The organism is Chryseobacterium sp. R2ACT005 (genome assembly GCF_049949215.1).
GTDB lineage: Bacteria > Bacteroidota > Bacteroidia > Flavobacteriales > Weeksellaceae > Chryseobacterium.
This window is the reverse complement of record NZ_CP188192.1, coordinates 4,560,257-4,583,132: the sequence shown is the minus strand read 5'-3', so window position 1 is coordinate 4,583,132 and position 22,876 is coordinate 4,560,257. Positions and strand designations below refer to the sequence as shown.

Genomic DNA, 22,876 nt, shown 5'->3' with positions numbered 1-22,876 from the left:
AATAAATATAAAAGATATTTTCATAAGTTTAATTCGACTCTCTGGAATAAACATAGTAATTATGTAACGCATAGGTTAAAATATTATGTTAAATTTGATTGCCAAATTATTAAAAATATTACATTATGGAAATCAAATTTTTAAACACTGAATAAAAACTTACCTCTCGTTTCTGAAGAATATATAATCTGTTTTTCTTCTTTCCGATTCAATAAATAACGTTTGAACGCTGTTTACGGTTCTGCTCTCTGAGTGGATCGCTTAAGGCTTTATGTCATTCAGTTTTTTAAACTATTAAGCAAACACATTTAGTAAATAAGCTGTGGTTATGCCTTATGTCTGGTTGTTTCCTTATTTCATAGAGTCTAAAATCAACTTAGAATAGGGCCGAAGCCATTAATTACAAATTTTTAAACCAAATCAAATTATTATTATGTCAAACACAATTCCCTCATTAGAAACCTTATCAATAGGTACAGCTGTATTACTGTCGCCTGAAGACAGAGAAAAATTGTTAAACGGATTCAATAAAACCGGCTGGGACTATCATCATGAAGAAACATTAGAGTCTCTTTTCCGAAAACAGGCACTCCTTCATCCCGATAAAACAGCCGTTGTTTATCAGGATCAGGAGATCACGTATCGTGATTTAGATGAGAAAAGTAATCAGATTGCCAATCTGTTATTGAGCTATGGAATCAAAGAAGGTAAGTATGTTCCTGTCTGGCTGGACCGTTCTTTAGAATGGGTTGCTGCTGTTCTTGGCGTGATCAAAACTGGAGCAGCATATGTTCCTATAGATCCTGCTTATCCTGCTAAAAGAGTAGAATTTATTCTTTCGGATACCGCCACTGATATTATTATAACCAATCAAAATCTTGAAAACCTTTTATCCGAAACTGAAAGAACAAAAGTATTTGATCTGAGCAGCATGGAGAATCTTAATCATCTACCTTCTGAGTATCCGGAAATTATAATTCACCAGAATAGTCTGGCATATACAATTTATACTTCAGGCTCTACCGGAAAACCGAAAGGGGTAATGGTAAGTCATCAGGCTATACAGCACCTGGTAACCTGGCACAATCATCATTTTCACGTGGATCACAGTTCAAAACTGACCCTCGTAGCAGGATTGGCATTTGATATATCTGTATGGGAAACCTGGTCTGCCCTTACTTCCGGTGCAACTCTTTTTATTGCAGTTAATGAAGACAGAACAGACACTCATGCATTGGTAGATTACTATAGGAGAAATCAGATTACACACGGTTTTGTGCCTTCTGTTTTAGCGCCGGGTGTAGTTAATTACTCTCGGAATTATAATGATCTGAAGTTGAAATATCTCTTTACCGGAGGTGAAAAACTGAAGCCTGTACTTACTACAGAATTAAGCTACGAACTGATAGACTATTACGGACCTACGGAATGTACCGTATTTGCAACATTTAAAAAAGTGAAAGATATCAATGGAAAATATGTCTCTTCAATAGGGAAACCCATTGCTAATGCAAAAGCCTATATTTTAGGTGAAAATAGAGAGTTATTACCAATAGGAGCTGTGGGAGAACTGTGTATTGGAGGAAATATTTTAGCAGATGGATATCTTAATAATAAAGAACTTACAGACTCCAAATTCATTCCCAACCCATTCAATGAAAAAGAAAAGCTTTATCGTACAGGAGATCTGGCCAAATGGAAACCGGACGGTGATATTGAATTTCTTGGGAGAATAGATAATCAGGTGAAAATTCGTGGATTCCGGGTTGAACTTGGAGAAATAGAACGCACGCTGGTTCAGCAGAAAGATATCAGAGAAGCCGTGGTCATTAGCAAAGATACGGAAGGAAGCACCAAATATCTGATTGCTTTTATTGTATTAAAGCCTGATGCGGCAAAAGATGTTTCGTCAGTCCGAAATACTTTGAAAGAAGAACTTCCGGGTTATATGATTCCTGCCCAGATTATTTTTATAGATAAAATTCCGTTGACGGCAAATGGAAAAACAGATACTCAGGCTTTAAAAGATCTGGCAGATAAAGAAGCGAAAGAACTTATTTCATTTGAGCCGCCAACCAATGAGACAGAACGGATTATTGTTGATATCTGGTCTTCAGCACTGGAAAGGCCTGTTATTAATATTACAGATAATTTCTTTGATATCGGTGGAAACTCTCTGTTAGTAGCAACAGTTGCTGTGGCATTGCAAAGAAAGCTGGATATAAAAGTGTATCTGCGGGATATTTATCAGTTTCCGGTGTTGCAGGAGCTGTCGGAAGTTCTTATAGCAAGATCCAAAGCAACAAGAGAGGCTGTTCCCATGGAAGATGTAGAACCTTATGTTGAATTGCAGAAAGATGTTTATCTCGCTCCCGGAACTGTTTTTGCGGGTGGATTTGATCCTAAGCAGGTGGAAAATCCAACGACCATATTTTTAACGGGAGTTACAGGATTTGTAGGAATTCATCTTTTGCAGGAGCTTCTGGATACTACAAATGCTGATATTTACTGCCTTGTAAGAGCTCAGGATCAATTTCATGCGATGGAAAAGATAGAGAGGTGTTTTAAACAATATAAAATTCCTCAGAAAGAAGAGCAGAAATCGAGAATTATTCCGGTCCTCGGAGATCTGGCATTGCCGGCTTTGGGACTGTCAGAAGAAATATTCTCAAAACTGGCAAAACAGACCGATCTGATTTACCATTCCGGAAGTTCCGTAAACTTCATTGAGCCTTATTCTTACATGAAAGCTCCAAATGTAGAAGGGTTAAGAGAGATCATCAAATTGGCCGGAGCAGAAAGGACCAAATGTCTTGCTTTGTTATCCACCATTTCGGTATACAGCTGGGGACATGTGTTTACAGGAAAAACGGTGATGCTGGAGTCTGATGATATTGAACAGAATTTAATGTCTGTAAGCAAAGACATTGGTTATGTGAGAAGCAAGTGGGTAATGGAGGCAGTAGCAGATCTGGCTGCAAAAGAAGGGCTTCCATTGATTACTTATCGTCTTGGATATGCAATGTGCCACAGTGAAACAGGAGCAAGCGCTTCCTATCAATGGTGGTCCGGATTGGTGAAAAACTGTATAGAATTCAAATCTTATCCTGCATTGACTGAACTTAGGGAAGGTCTTATCACAGTAGATTATATGACGAAATCTATGGCTCATATCACAAAAAATAAAGAGGCAATAGGTAAGAAATTCAACCTGATTGCCCGCCCGGAAACCAATCTTACGCTGGAAGGATTCTTCGGACTCATGAAAAAGTATTATCCTTTCACCCTGAAAGATCTTCCTTATAAAGAATGGCGAAAACAATGGGAAGATGACAGTAAAAATCGGTTGTATCCACTGACAAGCCTTTTCAGGGACAATATGCATGAAGGGCTATCCACCGTAGAGCTTTATCAGAATACTTATGTATGGGATTGTTCCAATGTGATTCAGTTTCTGGAGGGTTCAGATATTCAGGAACCGGTATTTGATAAAAAAATACTGGATTCCTATTTAAAATATCTGGGAATTCCGGTTGAATAGTATTTAATAATTGAAAAAGCCCAAACAGATTCTGCTTGGGCTTTATAATGCTTATTCTTGTTTTACTACAATTTAAAAATCAGACATTCATATCGTCTGACCTTTTCTTTATTTGAAGATTAATTGATGGTTACTTTAATTACATTCTGAACAGCAGGAACAGGATACTGGGTTCCTACTTTGGAAATGATCTTACTTTCAATTTGTGGTGTTCCTCCAAATAATGCCTGATGATTTCCAGCTCCAGGATATTGGTCAATACCTGTTCCGGAATCAAATAATGAGGTTTTTGAACTGATGTCTCCCTTGGTGTTGGCATCAATGCTTTGTTCATTGGCATAGAACCAGTCATTGGAGAAACCAAACATTGTTGCATAGGCAATTTTATCACCCGGTTCAGCATTGAAATTTGTTGTTACCTTACTTCCCGGTGCTACAGGAGCATTCCCGGCAACATATACACCTTTTACATTGGGTAAAGATTTTAAACTGTTTTGAAGTTTGGCTACATTTCCAAACTGGGCAATGTCTTTCAGTCCCATTCCGTTATCTGTTTTACCCAATTCATACATTGGATTTTTATCACCACGGTAAACAACAATCAATGCAGGAGAAAGCCCTGTCATAATTCCGGTATTGGCATTCAGTTGAGTCATCATTTTACTGATATTCCCCATTTGAGCAATATCTGTGATTTCAGGATTTGATAAAGCATTAGGAGTAAAGAACGGGGCACTGTTCAGCAGCTGAGAACCATTGTAGTTGGAAACAGCCCATACTCCGGGAGAAAAAGGAGTCTCGTTGGCAGTTCCGCCAGATGTATTGGTAATGGTGAGGGTAAATTCCGAAGTTACATCATTGTAAGCCAGACTGAGCTTCATAAGCTGTGAAGTGTTTACATTAGGAACCTGCATGATGGGTTTACTTTCAACCTGTCCTGTGGTATCATCTTTAGTTCCGTTATCCCATAGCCGTACGCTTGAAGAAACATCTCCGGTAATTGCATTTCCATTGGTGTCAAACAGTTTGATACCCGGCTGTTGGGAGGCAAAAAACCAGTCTTTTGAAGCTCCATACATTGTAGCAAACATTAACGCTTGTGTTTTTCCTGCGCTGAATGTAACAGAAACAGATTGTCCGGGCGAAATAATAGGAGCAGTTCCCATTCCCTGAAAACTTCCGCTTTCTACAAAATCTTTAGGCGTTACCACATTTTCAAAGGTAATTGTTCTTTGAAAAGCCATGTCCGTCATCATGTCGTCATTTGAATCACTGCATGAAGAAAGGGTGAGTGCCGCTAGAGTGGCCGCTGCTAAAACTGATGTTCTGAAAATAAACTTGTTCATAAAAGTAATTTTTTATAGTTATAAATGGTATTTGTAACTATAGTCGGCTACTTTTTGAGATCCTGACAAAAAATATTTTCTTAATTCAATTTTTTTTCAATGTATAGTTTCTGAGAATGAAAAGTAGGGTAAATTATATTCCTTTTTTTCCATCCAGAATCATCTGAATCATTTTTATCTTCCTGTTTTCTCTTGTTTCCGGTTTTTTGGCTTCTTCAATCCAGCGGATGTATTCTTTTTTGTGCGTGTAGCTCATTTTGTCAAACAGACTTTTTGCGTCCGGATTCTCATTAAAGACAGAGACGATATCATCGGCAATTTCAACGATCCTCTCTTCTTTGTCCTCAGTAAGAGAAACGGAAACCTCATCCCCGAAAGTTTTCCCAAGCTGCTTCCTGATCTCCTGTGTAAGGCCTAAAATATGACAGTCTGATTTCATTTTGGCAAGGCTTCCACGATATTCAACATTGTCATCAAATATAGCTTTAATCTTTACCAGCCCTTTTTTATTAAACAGTTCTTCTGTAGAAAAAGGAAACTCTACAAACGCAGCGTTCATCTCTCCGTTTTGCTGAATAATAGCTGAAAATTTGATCATTTGAGGATTCATGATGAAAGATTTTAATAATCAAAAATAAAAAAAACCGTGAAAGTAAATTTCACGGTTTCAAAAATAAATCAAATAAGATTATTATTTTTTAGCTTTCTTAGGCATTGTTGTAGTACCTGAGTTTTTAGTTTTTGTATCAGCTGGAGTGTTTTCACCTCTTACAAGCTTCAATTCATCTACTAATCTTCTTGCACCAGCAAACTTATCAATTGTCCAAAGAACGAAACGAACGTCTACGTTGATTGTTTTCTGCCATTCCTGTTCGAATACGATATCACCGCTTAATGCTTCACTGTTACCGTCGAAAGCAATACCGATAAGGTTTCCGTCTCCATCAATTACCGGAGAACCAGAGTTACCACCTGTAATATCATTGTTAGAAAGGAAGTTTACAGGCATATACCCTGCTGCATCAGCATACTGACCGAAATCTTTAAGGTTGTAAAGGTCAATTACTCTTTGAGGAAGATCAAACTCTTCATCTCCTTTCTTGTATTTTCCAACAAGACCAGTCATATCTGTGTAATAGTTATCCGTAATACCAAAATAGTTTCTGTCATTTCTGATAGGTAATTTATCTACAGTACCGTAAGTTAATCTCATGGTAGAGTTAGCATCCGGGTAGAATTTTTTCTCAGGCATAGCCTTCATTAATCCAGCTAAGAATAGACGGTTCTTTTTAGCAAAATTATCATCTACTTTCACAAATCTCTCATTGCTCATTTTTTGATCAGCAACAATACCGTTAGCGGCTTTCCAAAGCGGATCAGCATCAAGTTTCAATGCATCCGGGTTCAATAGGAAGTTTGTGGCAGAAGCCTTGTTGGCAAAGATTGAAGAATAAGCTAAATTAGAAGCTGTTTTAGCATCCAATCCTAAAATAGTAGCAGAAGCAACCTCAGGATTTTTAACTCTTGTCTGGTAAAGCCCTGCCATAGATGCAAGCATTTCACCTTCTAAAGATGGATTGAAGTTTTCATAAGCCGCTTTGATAGCCGCTTCAGTTTTAGCTTTCATTGCCAGTCTTCCCTGCATATCCTGAGCTGCATAAGTCTTCAGTACAGAGCCTACCTGCAAAGCAAGAGAAATATATTTCGCATTTCTTGAGAACTGAGAAGCATAATTTCTTTCAACATTTCTTTCAGAAACTTGCTTGTAATACATTCCAATATCTTCTAAAATACCATCATAATCTTCATTTCCAGGCATCATAGACCATTTTTTGAAGACCTCCTCGGTTTTTTGTTTGTCAGTGATTGTTCCGTTTTTCTCTACAGCATCAATAGTTCCCTGTCTGTTTTTCCAGTAGTTAGCTACAGAAGCATATTGAGAAGCATAGTTAAGCTGAGTTGCTTTATCCTTATCCATGTACTTTTTCATTACATCCATGGCAAGTTTAGAAGCTTCAACCCAAGCCGGATAATCTTTAGTTACCATTTGCTGAATTCCGTAAGAAGTCAGGTAACGGTTTGTTCTTCCAGGGTAACCTAGGATCATTGAGAAATCACCAGGTTTAATTCCCTTAAGAGAAACCGGAAGGAAATGTTTAGGCTTTAAAGGAGTATTGCTTGGAGAATATTCAGCAGGATTTCCTGCAGCATCAGCATATACTCTGAAAACAGTGAAGTCTGCTGTATGTCTTGGCCATTCCCAGTTATCTGTATCTCCCCCGAATTTCCCTAATGAGGAAGGAGGAGCACCTACTAATCTGATGTCTTTATAATCCTGATATACGAAATAGTAGAATTCATTTCCATTAAAAAAATCTCTTACCACTACAGTATATTTTCCGTTCTCAGAGTTTTCTGTTTGAATTGCTTTTGTTTCAGCATCAATAACAGCTTTTCTCTCTGCTCCGGTCATATTGTTGTTTAGTTTAGAAGTGATTCTCTGCGTAGCATCATCCATTCTCACTAAAAATCTTACATAAAGATCCTTTGCATTGAATTCGTCTTTCTGTTTCATAGCCCAGAAACCGTTCTTCAAATAATCTTTTTCTGGTGTAGAAGCCGCAGCAACAGCACCGTAACCACAGTGGTGGTTTGTAAATATAAGTCCTTTATCCGAAACAATCTCACCTGTACAGAAACCACCGAAACTTACGATAGCATCTTTTAAACTTGAATTGTTTACAGAATAAATTTCTTCAGGCGTAAGGTGTAGACCCTCTTTTTGCATATCAACACCGTTAAGTCTTTTGATGAGCATTAGCAGCCACATCCCCTCATCCGCCCTCATCTGAGCAAAGCCCAGTAAGAAAGTGAATAGTAGAAATAGTCTTTTCATTTTATAAAATAATTTTTGTGTCGCTAATTTACTAATTTTTACGAGATTCTGTCCCGGATTGGTATGAAAATGGGATGATAATCCGCATGAAAAAGATACTCTCATCAATTTTTGCAGTTTTATTTTTAGGACTTGTTTTAAATTGTTCCTCAGTGCCGGATAAAAATCCTTCCCTTCAAAGGCAGTGGATGTTGATTTCTTTTGATGGTTTTTCAAAAGAACAGTTGATTGCTAATAAAGCTGAAATGAATCTGACAGCCAGTATGGTTGACAATAAAATTCAAGGGAATGCCTATATGGGATGTAACCAGATGTCTTTTGTTTCTGAATTTAAAAAAGGAGGAAAAGTAAAGATTTCAAATGGAGTAAGTACCATGAAAGCCTGTCAGGATATGAATCTTGAAGCCTCTTTTCAGAAAAAAATTGAAACGATGACTAAGTATTCTATTGAAGGACATTTTCTTACCTTGTTCGATGATCAAGGAAATACAATGAAATTTGTAGCTGCTGATTGGGATTAATAATACCCATATCATAATATAAAAGTCCGCCTTGCAGCGGACTTCTTTGTTTGAAAAATCTAGTTTGGTTATCAGCTTTTTGCGGTTATTAGTTTTTGGGAATTGTTTTTTTTATGTCTTCCAGGGTTGCTGTGTTAGGCAGCCCGGTAACTGTCATTTTTGTGTTCCTAGAATTTATAGTATTGTGAGATGCCTGTCTGTTTGGGATTGTTTTTTTTAGGTCTTCAAGACTTGCTGTATTAGGAAGAAGTTTTCCTGAATTATCTGCAGCTGCTTTGGGCTTGGAATCCTGTTTTTTTACTTCAAGTCCTTGATCAGTAACAAGACCTGAGTTTACAGTTTTCTTTTCATTGTTTTCCTTAGCTTCCTGCATTAGTTTTGCCTGTTGTTCCTGTGCCTGTTTTACAATCAGTGTTTGATCTTCCTCTATCGGAGCCGCTTTTTTATTTTCCTGAGCATAGATAATACTGCTTAAAAATAATAATGGGATAATATATGCTATTTTCATGACGGTTTATTTTATGTTGACTAATACTTGAATTTTTCCAATCTCTTTTTGGTCATAATCCTGAAGTGCTTTTCCGATTACCTGTCCTATTTTCACCTTTTTGATATCTGCTTTCATTGCAACACCTGTTTTAGATGAAGTTACCAAAAGGTCTCCTCTTTTTATTTTCCCATTCTCAAGACATACTTTGGTAGGAATTACCCCAATGACGCCCATGGGGGCTTTATTGGAAATATCAGTGTCAATATGTTCCTCCGTAAGAAGTACACCGGGTTTGGTAGCATATACTCCTGCCACAAGGCTAGAATAAGGTGTTGAAGATTTTTCAACGGTTCTGTCTGCACTGGTTGAGATGACTAGAATATCACCGGGTTCGTACTGAGAAATGTTTCCATTGACATCAAAGACCTCTGCAACGTCAGCACCGCTGCTTTGAGTTCCTCCATTAAAGAATCCCCGTCCGGTATTGTCAATACGAGCCACATTTACAGCACTGGGATTGCCGGATCTGAATACAGCAATAGAACCGGCACTTCGGGTTTCTGCTGTAAGAGGAGGATTGGTATTGGAGGTGTTATAATTAACGAACCTTGCGGCGCGGCCTGTTCCAAAATTAGGAATCCATGCATAAATAGCACTTCCTGTGCCGTCTGCTGTGGTTTCTACACCATCCCCTGTGTTGGATGCATTAGCTGTTATACCGTTACCATTACCATCTGCAATGGCAATTAAAGCGGGTCCGTTTCCTGCAGGATTGGAAGCATGGAATAATCCGCCGAAACCTCCGGTTCCTGAAGATATCCCATAGATACCCGCTGTTCCGAAATTGGCAAATTGAGAGTTAACTTCTCCTCTCACTGCCGCTGAAGTTCCTGTGGTTCGGTCTACTTTAAAATTTCCTGCAATACCGTTTCCTACAGTGGTTACGGTTATAACATCGCTGGTATTATTCTCATTGAAGATGTTAAACCTTCCGGCTCTTCCGGTAGCAAATGTAGGAACCCATGCATAGAGAGCATTTCCAGCGCCATCAATGTTGGTTTCAATTCCGTTTCCGTCTTTGCCTGCATTGGCGGTGATCGCATTTCCGTTCCCGTCGGTAAGGGCAATTAATGAAGCTCCGTTTCCTGCAGGGTTTGATGCATAAAATAAGCCGGCACGTCCTCCCGTACCGGAAGAAATCCCAAAAATAGCGGCGGCACCAAAGTTTCCGAAAATCGTGTTTACTTCCCCTCTTACTGCAGCACCAACACTATTGGTGTTGTCAACCAGAAAAGAGGCTGCATTTCCCTGGGTGTTGTCCGGAATGTTTCCATTTCCATTGGTTTCTACCTCGAAAGTATTTCCTGTAGTATTCGTTTGGTTAAAATTTTCAAATCTTCCGGCACGACCTGTACTGTTATTTAAGCCCACCTGTCCGTAAACACCGATACCGGTTCCGGATGTATTGGTAGCTACAAAACCTCTCACCCCATATCCACCTCCGTCATTACGTCCTACTACTGCTCCGGCAATATCACTGGTTGTTCTACCCACTACCGCTTCACCGCCGCCGTTGTTGTCTCCTACAACACCCGCAGATGTCTGTGCAGAAGTTATTCCTTGTACCCCAAATCCTGCTCCGGTAGAACTTCTTACTCCAGCTCCGTTTCCTGAGGTCGTAACATTTACAACGGTACCATTTCCTACGCTGGATGCATTAAGAGCAACATTATTATTCGCATTATTGAAGATTGAAATACTCGCAGGGATTCCGTTATTACTGGTAGCAGTAAGACCGGTTCCTGTATTGCTGTTGGCATAAACCCCGGTTCCGGCAGCACTGGCATTACCATATACGCCTAGTCCATTTGGGGTCACGCCATATACTCCCCATCCGCTTCCGGCCTGGCTTCCATATACACCCACGCCTAATCCTCCGGTTCCGTTATTGATACCACGAACTGCTGAAGAAAATCCTCCCGGAGATGTATTGGTAACAACTCCTCTTACTGCTGCAATATTTGACGTAGTTGTATTGTTGTTACCCTCTAAAGATGTTCCATCACCATCATTGGTTAATGAAAATAAGGTTGTGGCATTATTGACTGTATTAGTATAGGGAATAGCGAAGCTTCCGCCTCCGCCACCTGCAGATTTGGCATACATAGCATAGGGAACACTCAGCAGCTGGCTCGTTCCTACTATCGTGTAGCTGGTTCCTCCGGCAGGGTCAGTTTCTGTTTTTAAATAATAGCTTCCTGTGGGCCAGTCGATAGTGGCAAATGTTCCTGTAAGCACAGTTCCTGTTCCTATTTCAAGGCTGATAAGCCCATTGGCATTGGTATTTCCGGTGAGCCTTTCTGAATAGACTGCAGCGCCGGCAGGAGATCCCTGCAATATACTTACTTTCACGGCTATACCTTGATTGACTAAGAGTTGTCCGGAACCGTTTCTCATGACAGCTTGGTAGCTCATTTTTTCCGGAGCCTGAGAAAGTCCCATAAAGAAACCAGTCAGGGTCCAGAACAGTAATAATATTTTTTTCATGGCATTTTATTTTTTGATGATTTTAAATGTTTTAATGTTTTCTCCATTTTGAGTGATCCTGATGATATACATCGCAGAAGGAAGTGAGGAGAAATTAAGCTCAGATTTTGATTGTGAAATCTTATCTTTTTTTACCAGCTTACCTTGGGCATCAAATAACTGATACTCTGATCCTTTAAAATTATTTGAGGTAAAATCTAAATACAGATAATCTCTGAAAGGATTGGGGTAGAGCAAAATGCCTGTGAGTTCAGAAGAAGTTTCAAGGGAAGTAAGAGTGATAATTTCGTAAGGCTGTTGTACGCCTTCGAGAACCTGTCCTGTTCCTTTTTCGAGGTAGGTCATCTGGCCTACACTGTAAGAAACAAAACCATTAGCTGCTGAAGCATCCAGTCCGGTTGCCAAAACTGCAGATTGTGCGTGCAGTATGGAGATGGAAAAGACAGACAGAATAATACAATAAATAGATATTCTTTCCATGGATAACAGTTTTGGTGATTAATAGATGTGTTTTTTCTGGGGGAATTTGGGAAGACTAAATTACCACCTATCTTAATCAAATGACAGGAAAATAGACCAACGACAGAAATAATCGACCAATGGCATTTTGTGAATTATGATGGAATGTTTGTTGGGCTTTTTTTAAGGATGAAAAAAAGAAAGATTATCCTTATAAGTTCTGCCGATAGGAAGTTTGATATGATGGGCAAGTTCTATCTCATGACAGCTTTTTCCACGGATAAGGTGACGTGGTACCGCGTAGCTTCTGTGAATTCTGACAAAAGAATCAAAAAAATTTTTTTGCAGGAGGTTTCCCAGAGAATTTAAAATACAGTGATTTTTTTCAAGAGTGATAATTCTGGTGTAATCTTTCAGAGCTTCCAGATATAGAATGTCTTTCATTTTAATCTGAAAAATATGTCCTCCTTCTTTTATTTTGATGCAGTTTTCTCCTACCATGGCATCATAGCATTCACATTTTTCTTTCACTTCAAAAAAATCAAAAAGCTTCTCCATAGAATAATGAAAGCGTTCTGCGGTAAGGGGTTTGGTGATAAAATCTAAAGTACTGATCTCAAAAGCTCCGGCAGCCAGCTCAGGATGGGAACTTACAAAAATACAGGCAGGGATCTTATGGGCCAGCCTCCGGAATTCAAGTCCGTTCATACCCCGCAAATTAGTCTCGATAATCAGAAGATCAGCAGGAATGTCAAGATAGGGAATTGCCTTTTCTGCAGAATCAAAAGAGGCGACAATTTCAATGTTTTGATATTGTCTGATATAATGCTGAAGAACCAGTCTGTCCAGTTCATCATCATCAATAATCATACATCTAATATGGGTAATCATGATATTCCGGAGATTAGTTTTTGATTTAAATATTTAAAAATCAGAAAATTATTACATAAAGTTATTGATTTTTTATAAAACTTTTACTGGCAAACTTAAATTTATATTAAAATATGTTATTAAATAAAAATTGATTTTGTTTTTTTTCTGAAAAATATTAACTTGTAAAAATCATAAACATAGATAGAACTTAATGTTAGAAAAGAAAGAACATAACTATGAGAAAGCGGTCTTAGTGGGTGTTATTACCCAAAATCAAGACGAAGAAAAACTGACAGAGTATTTAGATGAACTTGAGTTTTTAGCTTTCACAGCCGGAGCAACCGTACAAAAGCGTTTTACCCAAAAACTGACTCAGCCGGATTCCAAAACCTTTATCGGAAGTGGAAAAGCAATTGAGATAAAAGAATATGTAAAAGAAAACGAGATAGGAACTGTAATTTTCGATGACGAACTTTCTCCTTCACAGCTTAAAAATCTGGAAAGAGATATGGAGGTTAAGATTTTGGACCGTACCAATCTTATTCTTGATATTTTTGCCCAGAGAGCTCAGACTTCTTATGCGAGAACTCAGGTGGAACTAGCACAATATCAATATCTTTTGCCACGATTGACGAGAATGTGGACTCACCTTGAGCGTCAAAAAGGGGGAATTGGAATGAGAGGTCCCGGAGAAACGGAAATTGAAACTGACCGTCGTATTATCCGTGACAGAATTACTTTGCTGAAGGAGAAGCTGAAGACAATCGACAAACAGATGGCAACTCAGCGTAATAACCGTGGGAAAGTAGTTCGTGCAGCTTTGGTAGGATATACCAACGTTGGAAAATCTACTTTGATGAATTCTATTTCAAAATCTGAGGTTTTTGCAGAAAATAAACTATTTGCCACGCTGGATACCACAGTAAGAAAAGTGGTGATCGGAAACTTACCATTCCTGCTTACGGATACGGTAGGATTTATCAGAAAATTACCTACTCAGCTGGTAGAATCATTCAAGTCTACTCTGGATGAGGTTCGTGAAGCTGATCTTTTGATTCATGTAGTGGATATTTCGCACGAGAGTTTTGAGGATCATATAGAATCTGTAAATCATATTCTGATGGAAATCAATGCTCATCAGAAACCAATGATTATGATTTTCAATAAGATTGACGATTTCAGCTATGAGAAAAAGGATGAAGACGATCTTACCCCTTCAACCCGTAAAAATATTTCGCTGGAAGAGTGGAAGAAAACATGGATGGGGAAATCAAAATATCCAACGGTATTCATTTCTGCTTTAACGAAGGAAAACTTTCCGGAAATGAAGAAAATGATTTACGATGAGGTGATGAAAATCCATATTTCCAGATTTCCTTACAACGATTTCCTTTTCGAATATTTCGATAACGACGAGGAAGAAGAAAGAAACAATTAATGAAATATCACTTTTTCCTTTTATTCATCATGTGTTCGGTTTTTGGTTTCAGCCAGAAATCAAAACTTGATTTAAAAGCTGTTGAGAAAAGTCTTAAAAATTCTGATTCTCCTTACAATTATGAGAAGCTTATTTTTAAATATAAAGGATATCCAAAATCTTTGGACAGCATAGAGTCACAATATCTTTACTATGGAAGAAATTTCAGAAAAGATAAAGTAAGTACGTCAGACGATAGCTTTAAAAATCTTGCTGAAGCCTTTAAGCAGAACAATTTTGCAGACTGTATCAAGCAGGGAAAAACCTTGTATGATAAAGATCCTACGAACCTGGATATTTTGCTGATCCTTCTCAGAGCATATGATTCTGTGAAGGATGGCAGCAATTTTATGCATCATCTGAATCAGTTTCGTTCGCTTACGGAAGGAATAAAAGTTTCAGGAGACGGAAAATCGGAAAAAACAGCCTATATCGTCAATTCTGTAGGAGATGAATATATTCTGCTGAATATTCTGAATATAGGAAAGGATTATACAAGAAGCTCAAAACCTGCTAAGGATGGCATGTTTGATGTTTGGGAAAAAGAGGGGCAGCAGCTCTATATTAAAATACTCTATTTGGAACTCACCAATTAATCATAAAATAAAAAACACTTAGTGGAATTATATTATTCATTTTCAGCATTAATCGTATTAGCATCAATATTCGCCTATCTCAATTACAGGTTTTTAAAACTTCCAAGTACCATCGGAATTATGGTGATCGCCATTGTGGTGTCTATTTTTCTGGTAATGTTTGGAGAAACAGTACTTCCGAGAACTTTCGGACATCTTCACAACCTTATGAACGGTATCGACTTTACAGAGGTGTTGATGGGAGCAATGCTTAATTTCCTACTCTTTGCAGGAGGAATTCATATTAATATTAATGATCTGAAAGAACAGTTCAGACCTGTAGTGATATTTTCCACAGTGGGAGTTGTGATTTCTACTTTTGTGGTAGGATTTGGAATGTTTTATCTGCTTCCGTATGTAGGTGTTAAGCTTCCTTTTATCTACTGTCTTGTTTTTGGTGCTCTGATTTCACCTACCGATCCGGTAGCAGTTCTGAGTGTACTGAAACAGGCGAATGTCTCAAAATCACTGGAAACAAAAGTAGCCGGAGAGTCTCTCTTCAATGACGGTATGGCGGTTGTGGTCTTTACAGTGATTTTACAGCTGGCAGTCGGGAAAGAAGTGGATCTGAGTGTTGAAACTATCGGATTGCTTTTGCTTAAAGAAGCCGGAGGAGGGCTTTTACTTGGGGTTCTGTTAGGATGGGTTACTTCAAGATTGATGCGTGAAGTGGATGACTATATTATTTCCGTATTAGTAACGCTTTCTGTAGTGATGGGAGGTTATCTTATTGCAAGACAAATGCATATTTCAGGGCCGCTGACTATGGTGGCAGCTGGATTGTTTATGGGGAACTTCAACAGAAGTTTTAAAATGAAATCGGTTACTCAGGATTATCTGATCAAATTCTGGGAATTGATTGATGAAATTCTGAATGCCGTATTATTCCTGTTCATCGGATTTGAACTCTTGATGATAAAAGATCTGAGGCATTTTATGATTCCTGGATTCCTGGCAATTATCGTAGTGCTGCTTGCAAGATTTATTTCTATCTGGGGTCCTACGAAGTTTACCTCTTTAAGAAGAAGTTTCAGCCCGCAGACCGTAAAAGTTCTGGTTTGGGGAGGAATCAGGGGTGGAGTTTCCATTGCGTTGGCAATGTCTATTCCTAAAAGTGAATACAGTGAGATTATTTTAAGTATTACGTACTGTGTAGTAGTCTTTTCGATCATCGTTCAGGGGCTTACCATTGCCAAGGTAGCCAACCCCAATAAGATTGCAAAAGAAGAGGAAGAGCAGGAGAATATTGCCTTAGAAGAAAAAGCTTAAAAACGCTTATACTATGAGCATTGTTAAAGAAATACAGGAAGCACTGGCTGTTCTATCCATTCCTGAAAAGGCAGAATTCTTTCCAAAGTTTTTCAAAACCGGAAAAGGAGAATACGGTGAAGGCGATTTATTTCTGGGCGTAAAAGTTCCGGATCAGCGTTCTGTTGCCAAAGAATATTATCCGAAAATAAATTTGGAAGAACTCAGTACATTAATCTCTTCCAAATACCATGAACATAGGCTGACAGCGCTTTTTATGCTGATTTCAAAGTTTGAAAAAACAAAAGACAAAGCTGTAAAAGAAGAAGTGGTTGCATTTTATCTTAATCATCTTTCTCATGTCAACAATTGGGATCTGGTAGATTCAAGCTGTTATAAGATTTTGGGCAGATATGCTTTTGAAAATCAGAAAGAAAACCTTCTTAGAGAACTTTCTGAGTCTGAAGAAATGTGGCACAAAAGAGTAGCTGTTGTCGGGACGATGCATTATATAAAAAAGGGATCATTTGATCTTACTAAGGAGTTCGTAACCAGAAACCTGAAGCATCCTCACGATCTGATGCATAAAGCAAACGGATGGCTGTTACGCGAAATGGGAAATAAGAATGAAGGAGAATTGATCAGCTATCTGAATTTGCATTACAGAGAAATGCCGAGAACCTGTCTTCGGTATGCTATTGAAAAGCTGGATGAAGATCTTCGCCAGGATTATCTGAAAGGGCGTATTTAAAAAGAATAAAATCAATAGTAGTGTAGTTTCCTGTCCTGAAAAAGTACCGGAAAACAGCTATTTATGCTCAAAAAATTAAAGATTGTAAGGATTTAAGGTCAGAATTGAGTAATTTTGTGCCTTTAAACCCAATCATGAAAAATTTTCTCAGATTATTTCTTCTATTTGTACCTTTATTATTCCTGACAAGCTGTTTTGATATTCTTGATAAGGTGAATGTGAAGGCTGACGGAACGGGAGAGTATACAATTATATTGAATGCCAGCAAAAGCAAGACAAGACTGGCATCCATCTCAAAAATGGAAACCATTAACGGGAAAAAGGTTCCCAAAAAGACTGACATTGAAAATAAAATTAATGAAGCAGCAAAAATTTTTAAAGGAACTCCCGGAATCAGCAACGTAAAAACATCCATGGATTTTGATAATTATATTGTCAAACTGAGCTGTAATTTCAAAAAGATTGAAAACATTAATACCGGTCTGGAAAAACTTAAAGCTCAGAATATATTGGGCAAAATGGTTCCAACACAAGTGTACAGTCAAAATCTTGAGAAAAAGACATTCGCAAGAAATAAGGTCAATACCTTCAAAGAAGATTACAACAAAATGAGCAAGACGGATAAGGAAGTTTTTAACAATGCCAGATATACTTCCATTATGCAGTTCGAAAGTACAGTGAAATCACAAACGAACAATACGTATGTGCTTTCTCCCAATAAAAAAGCACTCAAACTGGAAGCTGATATTCTGGATCTGATTCTTCAGAAAAAACAAATACAAAACACAATTCTTTTTCAATAAATTTCTAAACTATAGTCATGAAATCTATCTTATTAAAAACACAAAAAATTATTTTTGTACTCTTTGGTTTTACACTGGTTTTTGCCCAAAATAGTATGAAAATCCCTACTGATGCTGTATTTTATATGGAAGTCAACGGGAAAGAGCTTAACAACAAAATCAACTGGAATAAACTGAATCCTTTGCTGCACGAATTAAGCAAAAAGAACAAAGAAAACCTTTCGTGGACAGATTATTCCAAGACCGGGATCAAATATGATGCTGTTCAATACCATTATGCAAGCTTTAATGATTCTATTAGGGCATACAATACTCATTTTATTATTGATAATAAGGAGAAATTTCAGGAATTTATTAATTCTGTCAAGAAAAAAGGACAGGAGGTTTCTAATAAAAAGAACTATTCTTACGTAGACATCAATGATGATGTTTTTGTTGCCTGGAACGGAAACCGTGCAGTTCTTAGGATGATAAGCTATACCCAACCTTATAAAGATCTTTGGTCAGAAGAAGCTGTTACAGACAGCACTGCTGTTGCCGTTGACAGCGTTTACGCAGAAACGGGAGATACTGCTTATACTGATGAGCCGGAAAAACCTTTTGATTATAAAGAAGAAATTAAAACCCTTAAAGACGATATTAAGTATCTGAAGGAAAGCATTAAAGATAACAACAACGAGATCGCAAGAATTCAGAAAGATATCAAATACCTGCAGAAACACCATAAATATCCTGAAGAGAAGGAGAGTACTGAAAATGAAGGAGAAGTGCCTGCTGATGCTTATGCTTACGATGAAGAAGAGGATATCGCTTACAAAAAAGAACAGGATTCTATCCGCAGAGAAAACTTTAAGGTCGTTAAAAAGAATGCTGAAGATCATTTTGACCAATACTTCAGTTCAAATCTGGAAATTGAAGTTCCTAAAGAAATGCTGGCATTCAGAGATGCCAATTCTGATGTTTTTGTTTATACAGACTATGGAAGAATCGTGAATGAAGGAATTTATGGCAAGATGACGAAGTTCTACAGTTATGGGCAGTTTTTTAAAAATATGTATAATTCCAACTATTCTTACAATCTGTATTTTGATAAAGATAAAGTAAGACTCGTTAATAATTATCAGCACAAAAATGCTGACATTCAAAAGAATATTTCTGCTATTTATAAAGGAAAGAAAAATAAAAAACTACTGGAACTGATCAATGAAAAAAGTGTTGGTTACTATGCTATGAACGTGAATGGAGCCAAATGTTTTGATATGATGTACAGCCTGCTTCAGGATTCCGGAGAAAACGAGTACAAAAAGGAAATGGAGCTGATCATGGAAACGATGAAAATTGTTCTGGATGAAGAGGCTATTACCAAAATAGCACCAGGAAACGGAATCTTTGTTTTGAATGAACTGAAATCTAAAAAAGTAGAGTACACTGATTATGAATATGATGCTGATTTCAACGAAAAAGAAGTAAAGAAGACTAAAGATATCGCTGTTCCTAACTTTACTTTTGCCTTTGCAACGGAGAATGAAGGCTATTGGAACCGTATTTTTGATGTAATGACTACCAATAAAAAATTGGCTAAGAGATTCTCAAAAAAAGGAAATCTTTACACCTTTAAAGAAGAAAAGAACGGAGGATATATAGATCAGTTGTTCTTCACGGTAAAAGATGGTGTTGTTTATCTAATGAGCTCGGCGGACAATATTTTACCTGTAAATCAGTCTGATATTTCCAGAAAATGGGCGAAAGATTCGGCTAAATATCCATTATCAGGAAGATTGGATATCCAAAAACTTTTGACAGGTTTAGACAAAGAGTTCAAAAGTCCTAAAGAGAGAAAAGCGCTGGACGCGATCAGAAAAAATGTAGGTGAAATGTATTATAAGACAGAAGTGAAAGGAGAGAGTATCCAGACAGAAATGAATTATAATATTAAAGATTCTTCAGAAAACAGCTTAATGTATTTCTTTGATGTATTCGATCAGGTTTTTAAAACAAGAGAAACAGAAGAGAAACCACAAATTTTATAGATGAATAAAAAGAAGATTATTGTCCCGTTAGTTTTATTGCTGGCTATTGCAGTATATTTTGTGTTTTTTTATAAAAATAAGAACCTCAGATATATTCCTGAAAATGCAGATGCCGTAGTTTTAATTGATATAAAGAAAGTAACGGGACAATACCTCTTCAGCCTGGCAACGCATCCCTCCCATTGGTCCGGAAGCAAAGCCAAGGGCAAGAGTTCAGGTTCTTTGAAAGACTCAGGAATCAGAATTCCGGATTTTCTACAGATCTTCCATCTTAAAGACACAAAGTTCTCAGAATGGTACAGTATTTTAGAACTGAAAGATTCTCAAAAATTCATCACCTTTTTAAAGAAACAAAACTTTGTAGATAAAGGGAATAATCGTTTTCAGAAGGATCAGCTATTTATTATGATCAATGGAAGCCATTGTGTTGCAGGGACTTCGGATCTGGCTTTTGAAAAGATTCAGAAAAATATTCTTAAGACTTCTTCAAATCCTGTTTTGGATGCAGATCAGTTTATCCATAATACGGCCGGGAGCATTTCTTTCATCTCAGGAAAGAAAATTCAAAACTTTTCTATTGAATTACATGATGATGAAATTGAAATAAAAAACAATTCCAATCCTGAAATTCTTAATGCTGTTGCCTCCAAACTTCAGAACAGGAATCACTTTCTGGAGTTAGAATTAGACAAAGAAAACATCAGAAATTTTAGCCGTTTCTTCAATAAAAGTATAGCTGATTCCTCACAGGCTATTTACTTTAAAGCAACAGCGGATCTTGAACAGGTCAATGATACAATTATCAGTTATGAATATGATGACAATTTCAATGAAGTTGAAAAAAAGACCTTTCAAAAAATTACCCAACCGAATTATAAGCTTGATATTAAAAGTGATGATCCCCAAAAAACATGGAAGTATTTCCAATCTAAAAAGTGGGTCAACAGTGAAAATCAATTTACCGCAATTCCTTTCCAACCCAATAAAATCAGTCAAAATAATGATGATGTTGCCATACAATCAACCCGAAAACCAATAACATTATCACCACGTTTACAAGAAAATTATATTTTCATCAGAAACAATGCTTTATTGTATTCTTCTTTGAAAACGCTTGGTAATACTGAAAAAAGAATCATTTCAGATATAGATTATGTGTTGTATGGGAATAGGTCAAAGGATTATTGGGTGAAAATAAAAGCAAAAAACGGAGAATTACCCTTAATTTTACGGTGGTAAGCATAAAACCGAATAAAATTATCTATTAATGGCTCCATCAGACATCGCGTTACTTAAAACCTTTACTCATTATTTTTTGCATCTTGTTTTTCCGATCTTTATTGCTTTGATTTTTTATCGTAAAAACTGGAAAAAGGCTTATTTTATTCTCTTGGCTACCATGCTGGTAGATCTGGACCATCTTTTTGCCAATCCGATTTTTGATCCATCGCGGGAAAGTATAGGTTTTCACTTCTTACATTCATATTATGCCATTGCGGTGTATTTTTTGCTGCTGTTTTTTAAAGGAAATATCAGAACTATAGGAATTGGGCTGTTGTTTCATATGTTCACAGATTATCAGGACTTTAACTTCTGGCCTCATTAAAATATTATTAATATTTTCTTTTGATATTGAAAATTTCATAGATTTTTTGTATTTTGTAGTCACTTATGAAACCTAAAGAATTCTTACATTATACCTATATTTTTCCTCTCCTTGCGGTAGGGTACTACTTTTTCGGACTGATGGGATCGGGTGTTCTTTATGATATTCTTGCGGGTGTTTTACTGATCGGAAGTGTATTGTCAGCAGTACACCATGCTGAAGTAGTAGCTCATAAAGTAGGGGAGCCTTTCGGAACCATTATTCTGGCTCTTTGTATCACCATTATTGAAGTCGCGCTGATCATCTCGCTGATGGTGGCCGGCGGAGATCAGGCGATCACGCTGGCCAGAGATACGGTTTTTGCCGCTGTAATGCTTATTCTTAACGGAATTCTGGGAATATGTATTCTTGTAGGCGGCGTTAAATATCATGAGCAGTTCTTTGCAAGAACCTCAGCAACTACCTATCTGGTAAGTATTGTTTCAATCCTGATACTTACCCTCGTCCTTCCCAATTTTACTTCAAGTGTCAACGGACCTTTCTATAACGAAGCACAGCTTATTTTTATATCTATTGCATGTCTTGTCATCTATGGAGTATTCCTGATGGTGCAGACTGTGCGCCACAGAAGCTATTTCATTGTTCCTGATGAGCATCCGGAAGAACATTATATTCCGTCACTGACAAAAACGCTTATCAGTTTTGGTTTTTTGGTGGTTTGCCTTGTTATTGTAGTGCTTATGGCAAAAGGATTATCTGATACAATAGAAGGGATGGTACAAAGTCTTGGAGCACCAAAATCCCTTGTTGGAGTCATTATTGCAGCCGTTGTACTTCTTCCTGAAGGAGTTGCCGCAATTAGAGCAGCAAGAGCCAATCAAATACAATCCAGCCTGAATCTTGCGCTGGGTTCTGCATTGGCAAGTATCGGCCTGACTATTCCTGCTGTTTCTGCAGTATGTATCATGTATGATATTCCACTGGTATTAGGGTTAGACAAAAAGGATATTATCCTGCTTTCTTTATCCGTATTTATCGTAATGCTTTCATTAAGCCGTGGAAAAACAAATGTTCTGTACGGAACTGTTCTACTGGTGAATCTCGCAGCCTATATCTTTACAGTAATTGTTCCTTAAAAAAACAAGTTTATTATTTGAAATAAATCTTGGGTTTCGTGCTTCATGTCACGCTTTCCGATCCCCTGTACCACATTATAGCCTTCTCGCCAGCTCCATTTTAAAAGCCATGAGTTTGGCTATGTTTTCGGATTTGTAGATTGCCATATCTGCGTTTTCTCCAACAAAATTTTCTTCAATAGTCGTACGCCAAAGCAAAAGCCATCTGTCAAAATGCTTCTGCTCCATTGCCTGTATTTCATTGATAGGGAAATGTACACCCATTGGATTTCCTTTATACGTCATTTGTCCAAAAAGGATAGACTCCCAAAAAGAATACATCTTGGGAAGATGTTTGTCCCAATCTACTTTAGCGATATCATTAAAGAAAAAGCTTATGGTTTCATCTTTAACGACTTTGCTGTAAAATTTATTGACTAGGTCTTCAATATCTTCTCGTGATTCAAGCTTTTTCATAGCCCAAAGTTAGTGTAAATCATATAAAAAATTACAGTCTCTAAATTGATAAATTTCATAT

General features: G+C 37.4%; 19 protein-coding genes. 11 read left to right on the top strand and 8 right to left on the bottom strand.

The window, feature by feature from the left end; genetic code table 11:
- The first annotated feature begins 433 nt into the window (after positions 1–433).
- The gene (locus ACPF63_RS20975; RefSeq protein ID WP_426481179.1) at positions 434–3,541 is read left to right on the top strand and encodes an amino acid adenylation domain-containing protein; all 3,108 of its coding nucleotides are present in this window, start codon (positions 434–436) and stop codon (positions 3,539–3,541) included.
- Positions 3,542–3,660: 119 nt separating this feature from the next.
- Here ACPF63_RS20975 and ACPF63_RS20970 read toward each other — a convergent pair whose 3' ends face one another.
- From ACPF63_RS20970 to ACPF63_RS20960, 3 genes are all read right to left on the bottom strand, one after another.
- A complete protein-coding gene (locus tag ACPF63_RS20970; protein ID WP_426481178.1) occupies positions 3,661–4,887 on the bottom strand; it encodes a spondin domain-containing protein in 1,227 nt (408 codons plus the stop codon).
- Between the two features lie 133 nt (positions 4,888–5,020).
- Entirely contained in the window at positions 5,021–5,497 is a 477-nt protein-coding gene (locus tag ACPF63_RS20965) for a DUF1905 domain-containing protein (RefSeq protein ID WP_426481177.1), read from the bottom strand.
- Between the two features lie 81 nt (positions 5,498–5,578).
- Positions 5,579–7,783 (bottom strand): S46 family peptidase, encoded by a 2,205-nt coding sequence (locus tag ACPF63_RS20960; protein ID WP_426481176.1) that lies wholly within the window; start codon positions 7,781–7,783, stop codon positions 5,579–5,581.
- Between the two features lie 86 nt (positions 7,784–7,869).
- On the opposite strand from ACPF63_RS20960, the gene ACPF63_RS20955 reads away from it, so the two are divergent.
- Positions 7,870–8,304: an META domain-containing protein gene (locus ACPF63_RS20955; RefSeq protein WP_426481175.1), complete on the top strand. Its 435-nt coding sequence runs from the start codon at positions 7,870–7,872 to the stop codon at positions 8,302–8,304.
- An 88-nt stretch (positions 8,305–8,392) separates the two neighbouring features.
- Here ACPF63_RS20955 and ACPF63_RS20950 read toward each other — a convergent pair whose 3' ends face one another.
- The 4 genes from ACPF63_RS20950 to ACPF63_RS20935 all read right to left on the bottom strand — a co-directional run bounded on the left by ACPF63_RS20950 (position 8,393) and on the right by ACPF63_RS20935 (position 12,691).
- Complete coding sequence (locus ACPF63_RS20950) at positions 8,393–8,812, bottom strand: hypothetical protein (RefSeq protein ID WP_426481174.1); 420 nt, start codon at positions 8,810–8,812, stop codon at positions 8,393–8,395.
- A 6-nt stretch (positions 8,813–8,818) separates the two neighbouring features.
- Positions 8,819–11,341 (bottom strand): beta strand repeat-containing protein, encoded by a 2,523-nt coding sequence (locus tag ACPF63_RS20945; RefSeq protein ID WP_426481173.1) that lies wholly within the window; start codon positions 11,339–11,341, stop codon positions 8,819–8,821.
- A 6-nt stretch (positions 11,342–11,347) separates the two neighbouring features.
- Positions 11,348–11,821 (bottom strand): T9SS type A sorting domain-containing protein, encoded by a 474-nt coding sequence (locus tag ACPF63_RS20940; RefSeq protein ID WP_077413337.1) that lies wholly within the window; start codon positions 11,819–11,821, stop codon positions 11,348–11,350.
- A gap of 162 nt (positions 11,822–11,983) precedes the next feature.
- A complete protein-coding gene (locus ACPF63_RS20935; RefSeq protein ID WP_228408587.1) occupies positions 11,984–12,691 on the bottom strand; it encodes a LytR/AlgR family response regulator transcription factor in 708 nt (235 codons plus the stop codon).
- 193 nt (positions 12,692–12,884) lie between these two features.
- Here ACPF63_RS20935 and hflX point away from each other — a divergent pair, with 193 nt between their 5' ends.
- The 9 genes from hflX (at position 12,885) to ACPF63_RS20890 (ending at position 22,359) form a co-directional block, all read left to right on the top strand.
- A complete protein-coding gene (hflX, locus tag ACPF63_RS20930) occupies positions 12,885–14,111 on the top strand; it encodes a GTPase HflX (protein ID WP_426481172.1) in 1,227 nt (408 codons plus the stop codon).
- Positions 14,111–14,746 (top strand): DUF4919 domain-containing protein, encoded by a 636-nt coding sequence (locus tag ACPF63_RS20925; protein ID WP_426481171.1) that lies wholly within the window; start codon positions 14,111–14,113, stop codon positions 14,744–14,746. The genes hflX and ACPF63_RS20925 overlap by 1 nt, the downstream gene beginning before the upstream one ends.
- A gap of 21 nt (positions 14,747–14,767) precedes the next feature.
- On the top strand, positions 14,768–16,054 hold the full coding sequence (locus tag ACPF63_RS20920) for a cation:proton antiporter (RefSeq protein WP_426481170.1): 1,287 nt from the start codon (positions 14,768–14,770) through the stop codon (positions 16,052–16,054).
- Between the two features lie 13 nt (positions 16,055–16,067).
- The gene (locus tag ACPF63_RS20915; protein ID WP_426481169.1) at positions 16,068–16,784 is read left to right on the top strand and encodes a DNA alkylation repair protein; all 717 of its coding nucleotides are present in this window, start codon (positions 16,068–16,070) and stop codon (positions 16,782–16,784) included.
- A gap of 134 nt (positions 16,785–16,918) precedes the next feature.
- A complete protein-coding gene (locus tag ACPF63_RS20910; protein WP_426481168.1) occupies positions 16,919–17,587 on the top strand; it encodes a hypothetical protein in 669 nt (222 codons plus the stop codon).
- Between the two features lie 17 nt (positions 17,588–17,604).
- Entirely contained in the window at positions 17,605–19,617 is a 2,013-nt protein-coding gene (locus tag ACPF63_RS20905) for a hypothetical protein (RefSeq protein WP_426481167.1), read from the top strand.
- Positions 19,618–20,856, top strand: a complete 1,239-nt coding sequence (locus tag ACPF63_RS20900; RefSeq protein WP_426481166.1) for a hypothetical protein — start codon at positions 19,618–19,620, stop codon at positions 20,854–20,856.
- 28 nt (positions 20,857–20,884) lie between these two features.
- The gene (locus ACPF63_RS20895; protein ID WP_426481165.1) at positions 20,885–21,223 is read left to right on the top strand and encodes a DUF6122 family protein; all 339 of its coding nucleotides are present in this window, start codon (positions 20,885–20,887) and stop codon (positions 21,221–21,223) included.
- Positions 21,224–21,288: 65 nt separating this feature from the next.
- The gene (locus tag ACPF63_RS20890) at positions 21,289–22,359 is read left to right on the top strand and encodes a calcium:proton antiporter (RefSeq protein WP_426481164.1); all 1,071 of its coding nucleotides are present in this window, start codon (positions 21,289–21,291) and stop codon (positions 22,357–22,359) included.
- A 75-nt stretch (positions 22,360–22,434) separates the two neighbouring features.
- Here ACPF63_RS20890 and ACPF63_RS20885 read toward each other — a convergent pair whose 3' ends face one another.
- Positions 22,435–22,815: a group III truncated hemoglobin gene (locus ACPF63_RS20885; protein ID WP_180564925.1), complete on the bottom strand. Its 381-nt coding sequence runs from the start codon at positions 22,813–22,815 to the stop codon at positions 22,435–22,437.
- Between the last annotated feature and the right edge of the window lie 61 nt (positions 22,816–22,876).

Coding starts and splice junctions, on each gene's coding strand:
- ACPF63_RS20885 (WP_180564925.1), bottom strand. CDS start 22,815: ATGAAAAAGCTTGAATCACGAGAAGATATTGAAGACCTAGTCAATAAA.
- ACPF63_RS20950 (WP_426481174.1), bottom strand. CDS start 8,812: ATGAAAATAGCATATATTATCCCATTATTATTTTTAAGCAGTATTATC.
- ACPF63_RS20955 (WP_426481175.1), top strand. CDS start 7,870: ATGAAAAAGATACTCTCATCAATTTTTGCAGTTTTATTTTTAGGACTT.
- ACPF63_RS20890 (WP_426481164.1), top strand. CDS start 21,289: ATGAAACCTAAAGAATTCTTACATTATACCTATATTTTTCCTCTCCTT.
- ACPF63_RS20965 (WP_426481177.1), bottom strand. CDS start 5,497: ATGAATCCTCAAATGATCAAATTTTCAGCTATTATTCAGCAAAACGGA.
- ACPF63_RS20945 (WP_426481173.1), bottom strand. CDS start 11,341: ATGAAAAAAATATTATTACTGTTCTGGACCCTGACTGGTTTCTTTATG.
- ACPF63_RS20960 (WP_426481176.1), bottom strand. CDS start 7,783: ATGAAAAGACTATTTCTACTATTCACTTTCTTACTGGGCTTTGCTCAG.
- ACPF63_RS20905 (WP_426481167.1), top strand. CDS start 17,605: ATGAAATCTATCTTATTAAAAACACAAAAAATTATTTTTGTACTCTTT.
- ACPF63_RS20900 (WP_426481166.1), top strand. CDS start 19,618: ATGAATAAAAAGAAGATTATTGTCCCGTTAGTTTTATTGCTGGCTATT.
- hflX (WP_426481172.1), top strand. CDS start 12,885: ATGTTAGAAAAGAAAGAACATAACTATGAGAAAGCGGTCTTAGTGGGT.
- ACPF63_RS20895 (WP_426481165.1), top strand. CDS start 20,885: ATGGCTCCATCAGACATCGCGTTACTTAAAACCTTTACTCATTATTTT.
- ACPF63_RS20935 (WP_228408587.1), bottom strand. CDS start 12,691: ATGATTACCCATATTAGATGTATGATTATTGATGATGATGAACTGGAC.
- ACPF63_RS20970 (WP_426481178.1), bottom strand. CDS start 4,887: ATGAACAAGTTTATTTTCAGAACATCAGTTTTAGCAGCGGCCACTCTA.
- ACPF63_RS20975 (WP_426481179.1), top strand. CDS start 434: ATGTCAAACACAATTCCCTCATTAGAAACCTTATCAATAGGTACAGCT.
- ACPF63_RS20940 (WP_077413337.1), bottom strand. CDS start 11,821: ATGGAAAGAATATCTATTTATTGTATTATTCTGTCTGTCTTTTCCATC.
- ACPF63_RS20925 (WP_426481171.1), top strand. CDS start 14,111: ATGAAATATCACTTTTTCCTTTTATTCATCATGTGTTCGGTTTTTGGT.
- ACPF63_RS20910 (WP_426481168.1), top strand. CDS start 16,919: ATGAAAAATTTTCTCAGATTATTTCTTCTATTTGTACCTTTATTATTC.
- ACPF63_RS20915 (WP_426481169.1), top strand. CDS start 16,068: ATGAGCATTGTTAAAGAAATACAGGAAGCACTGGCTGTTCTATCCATT.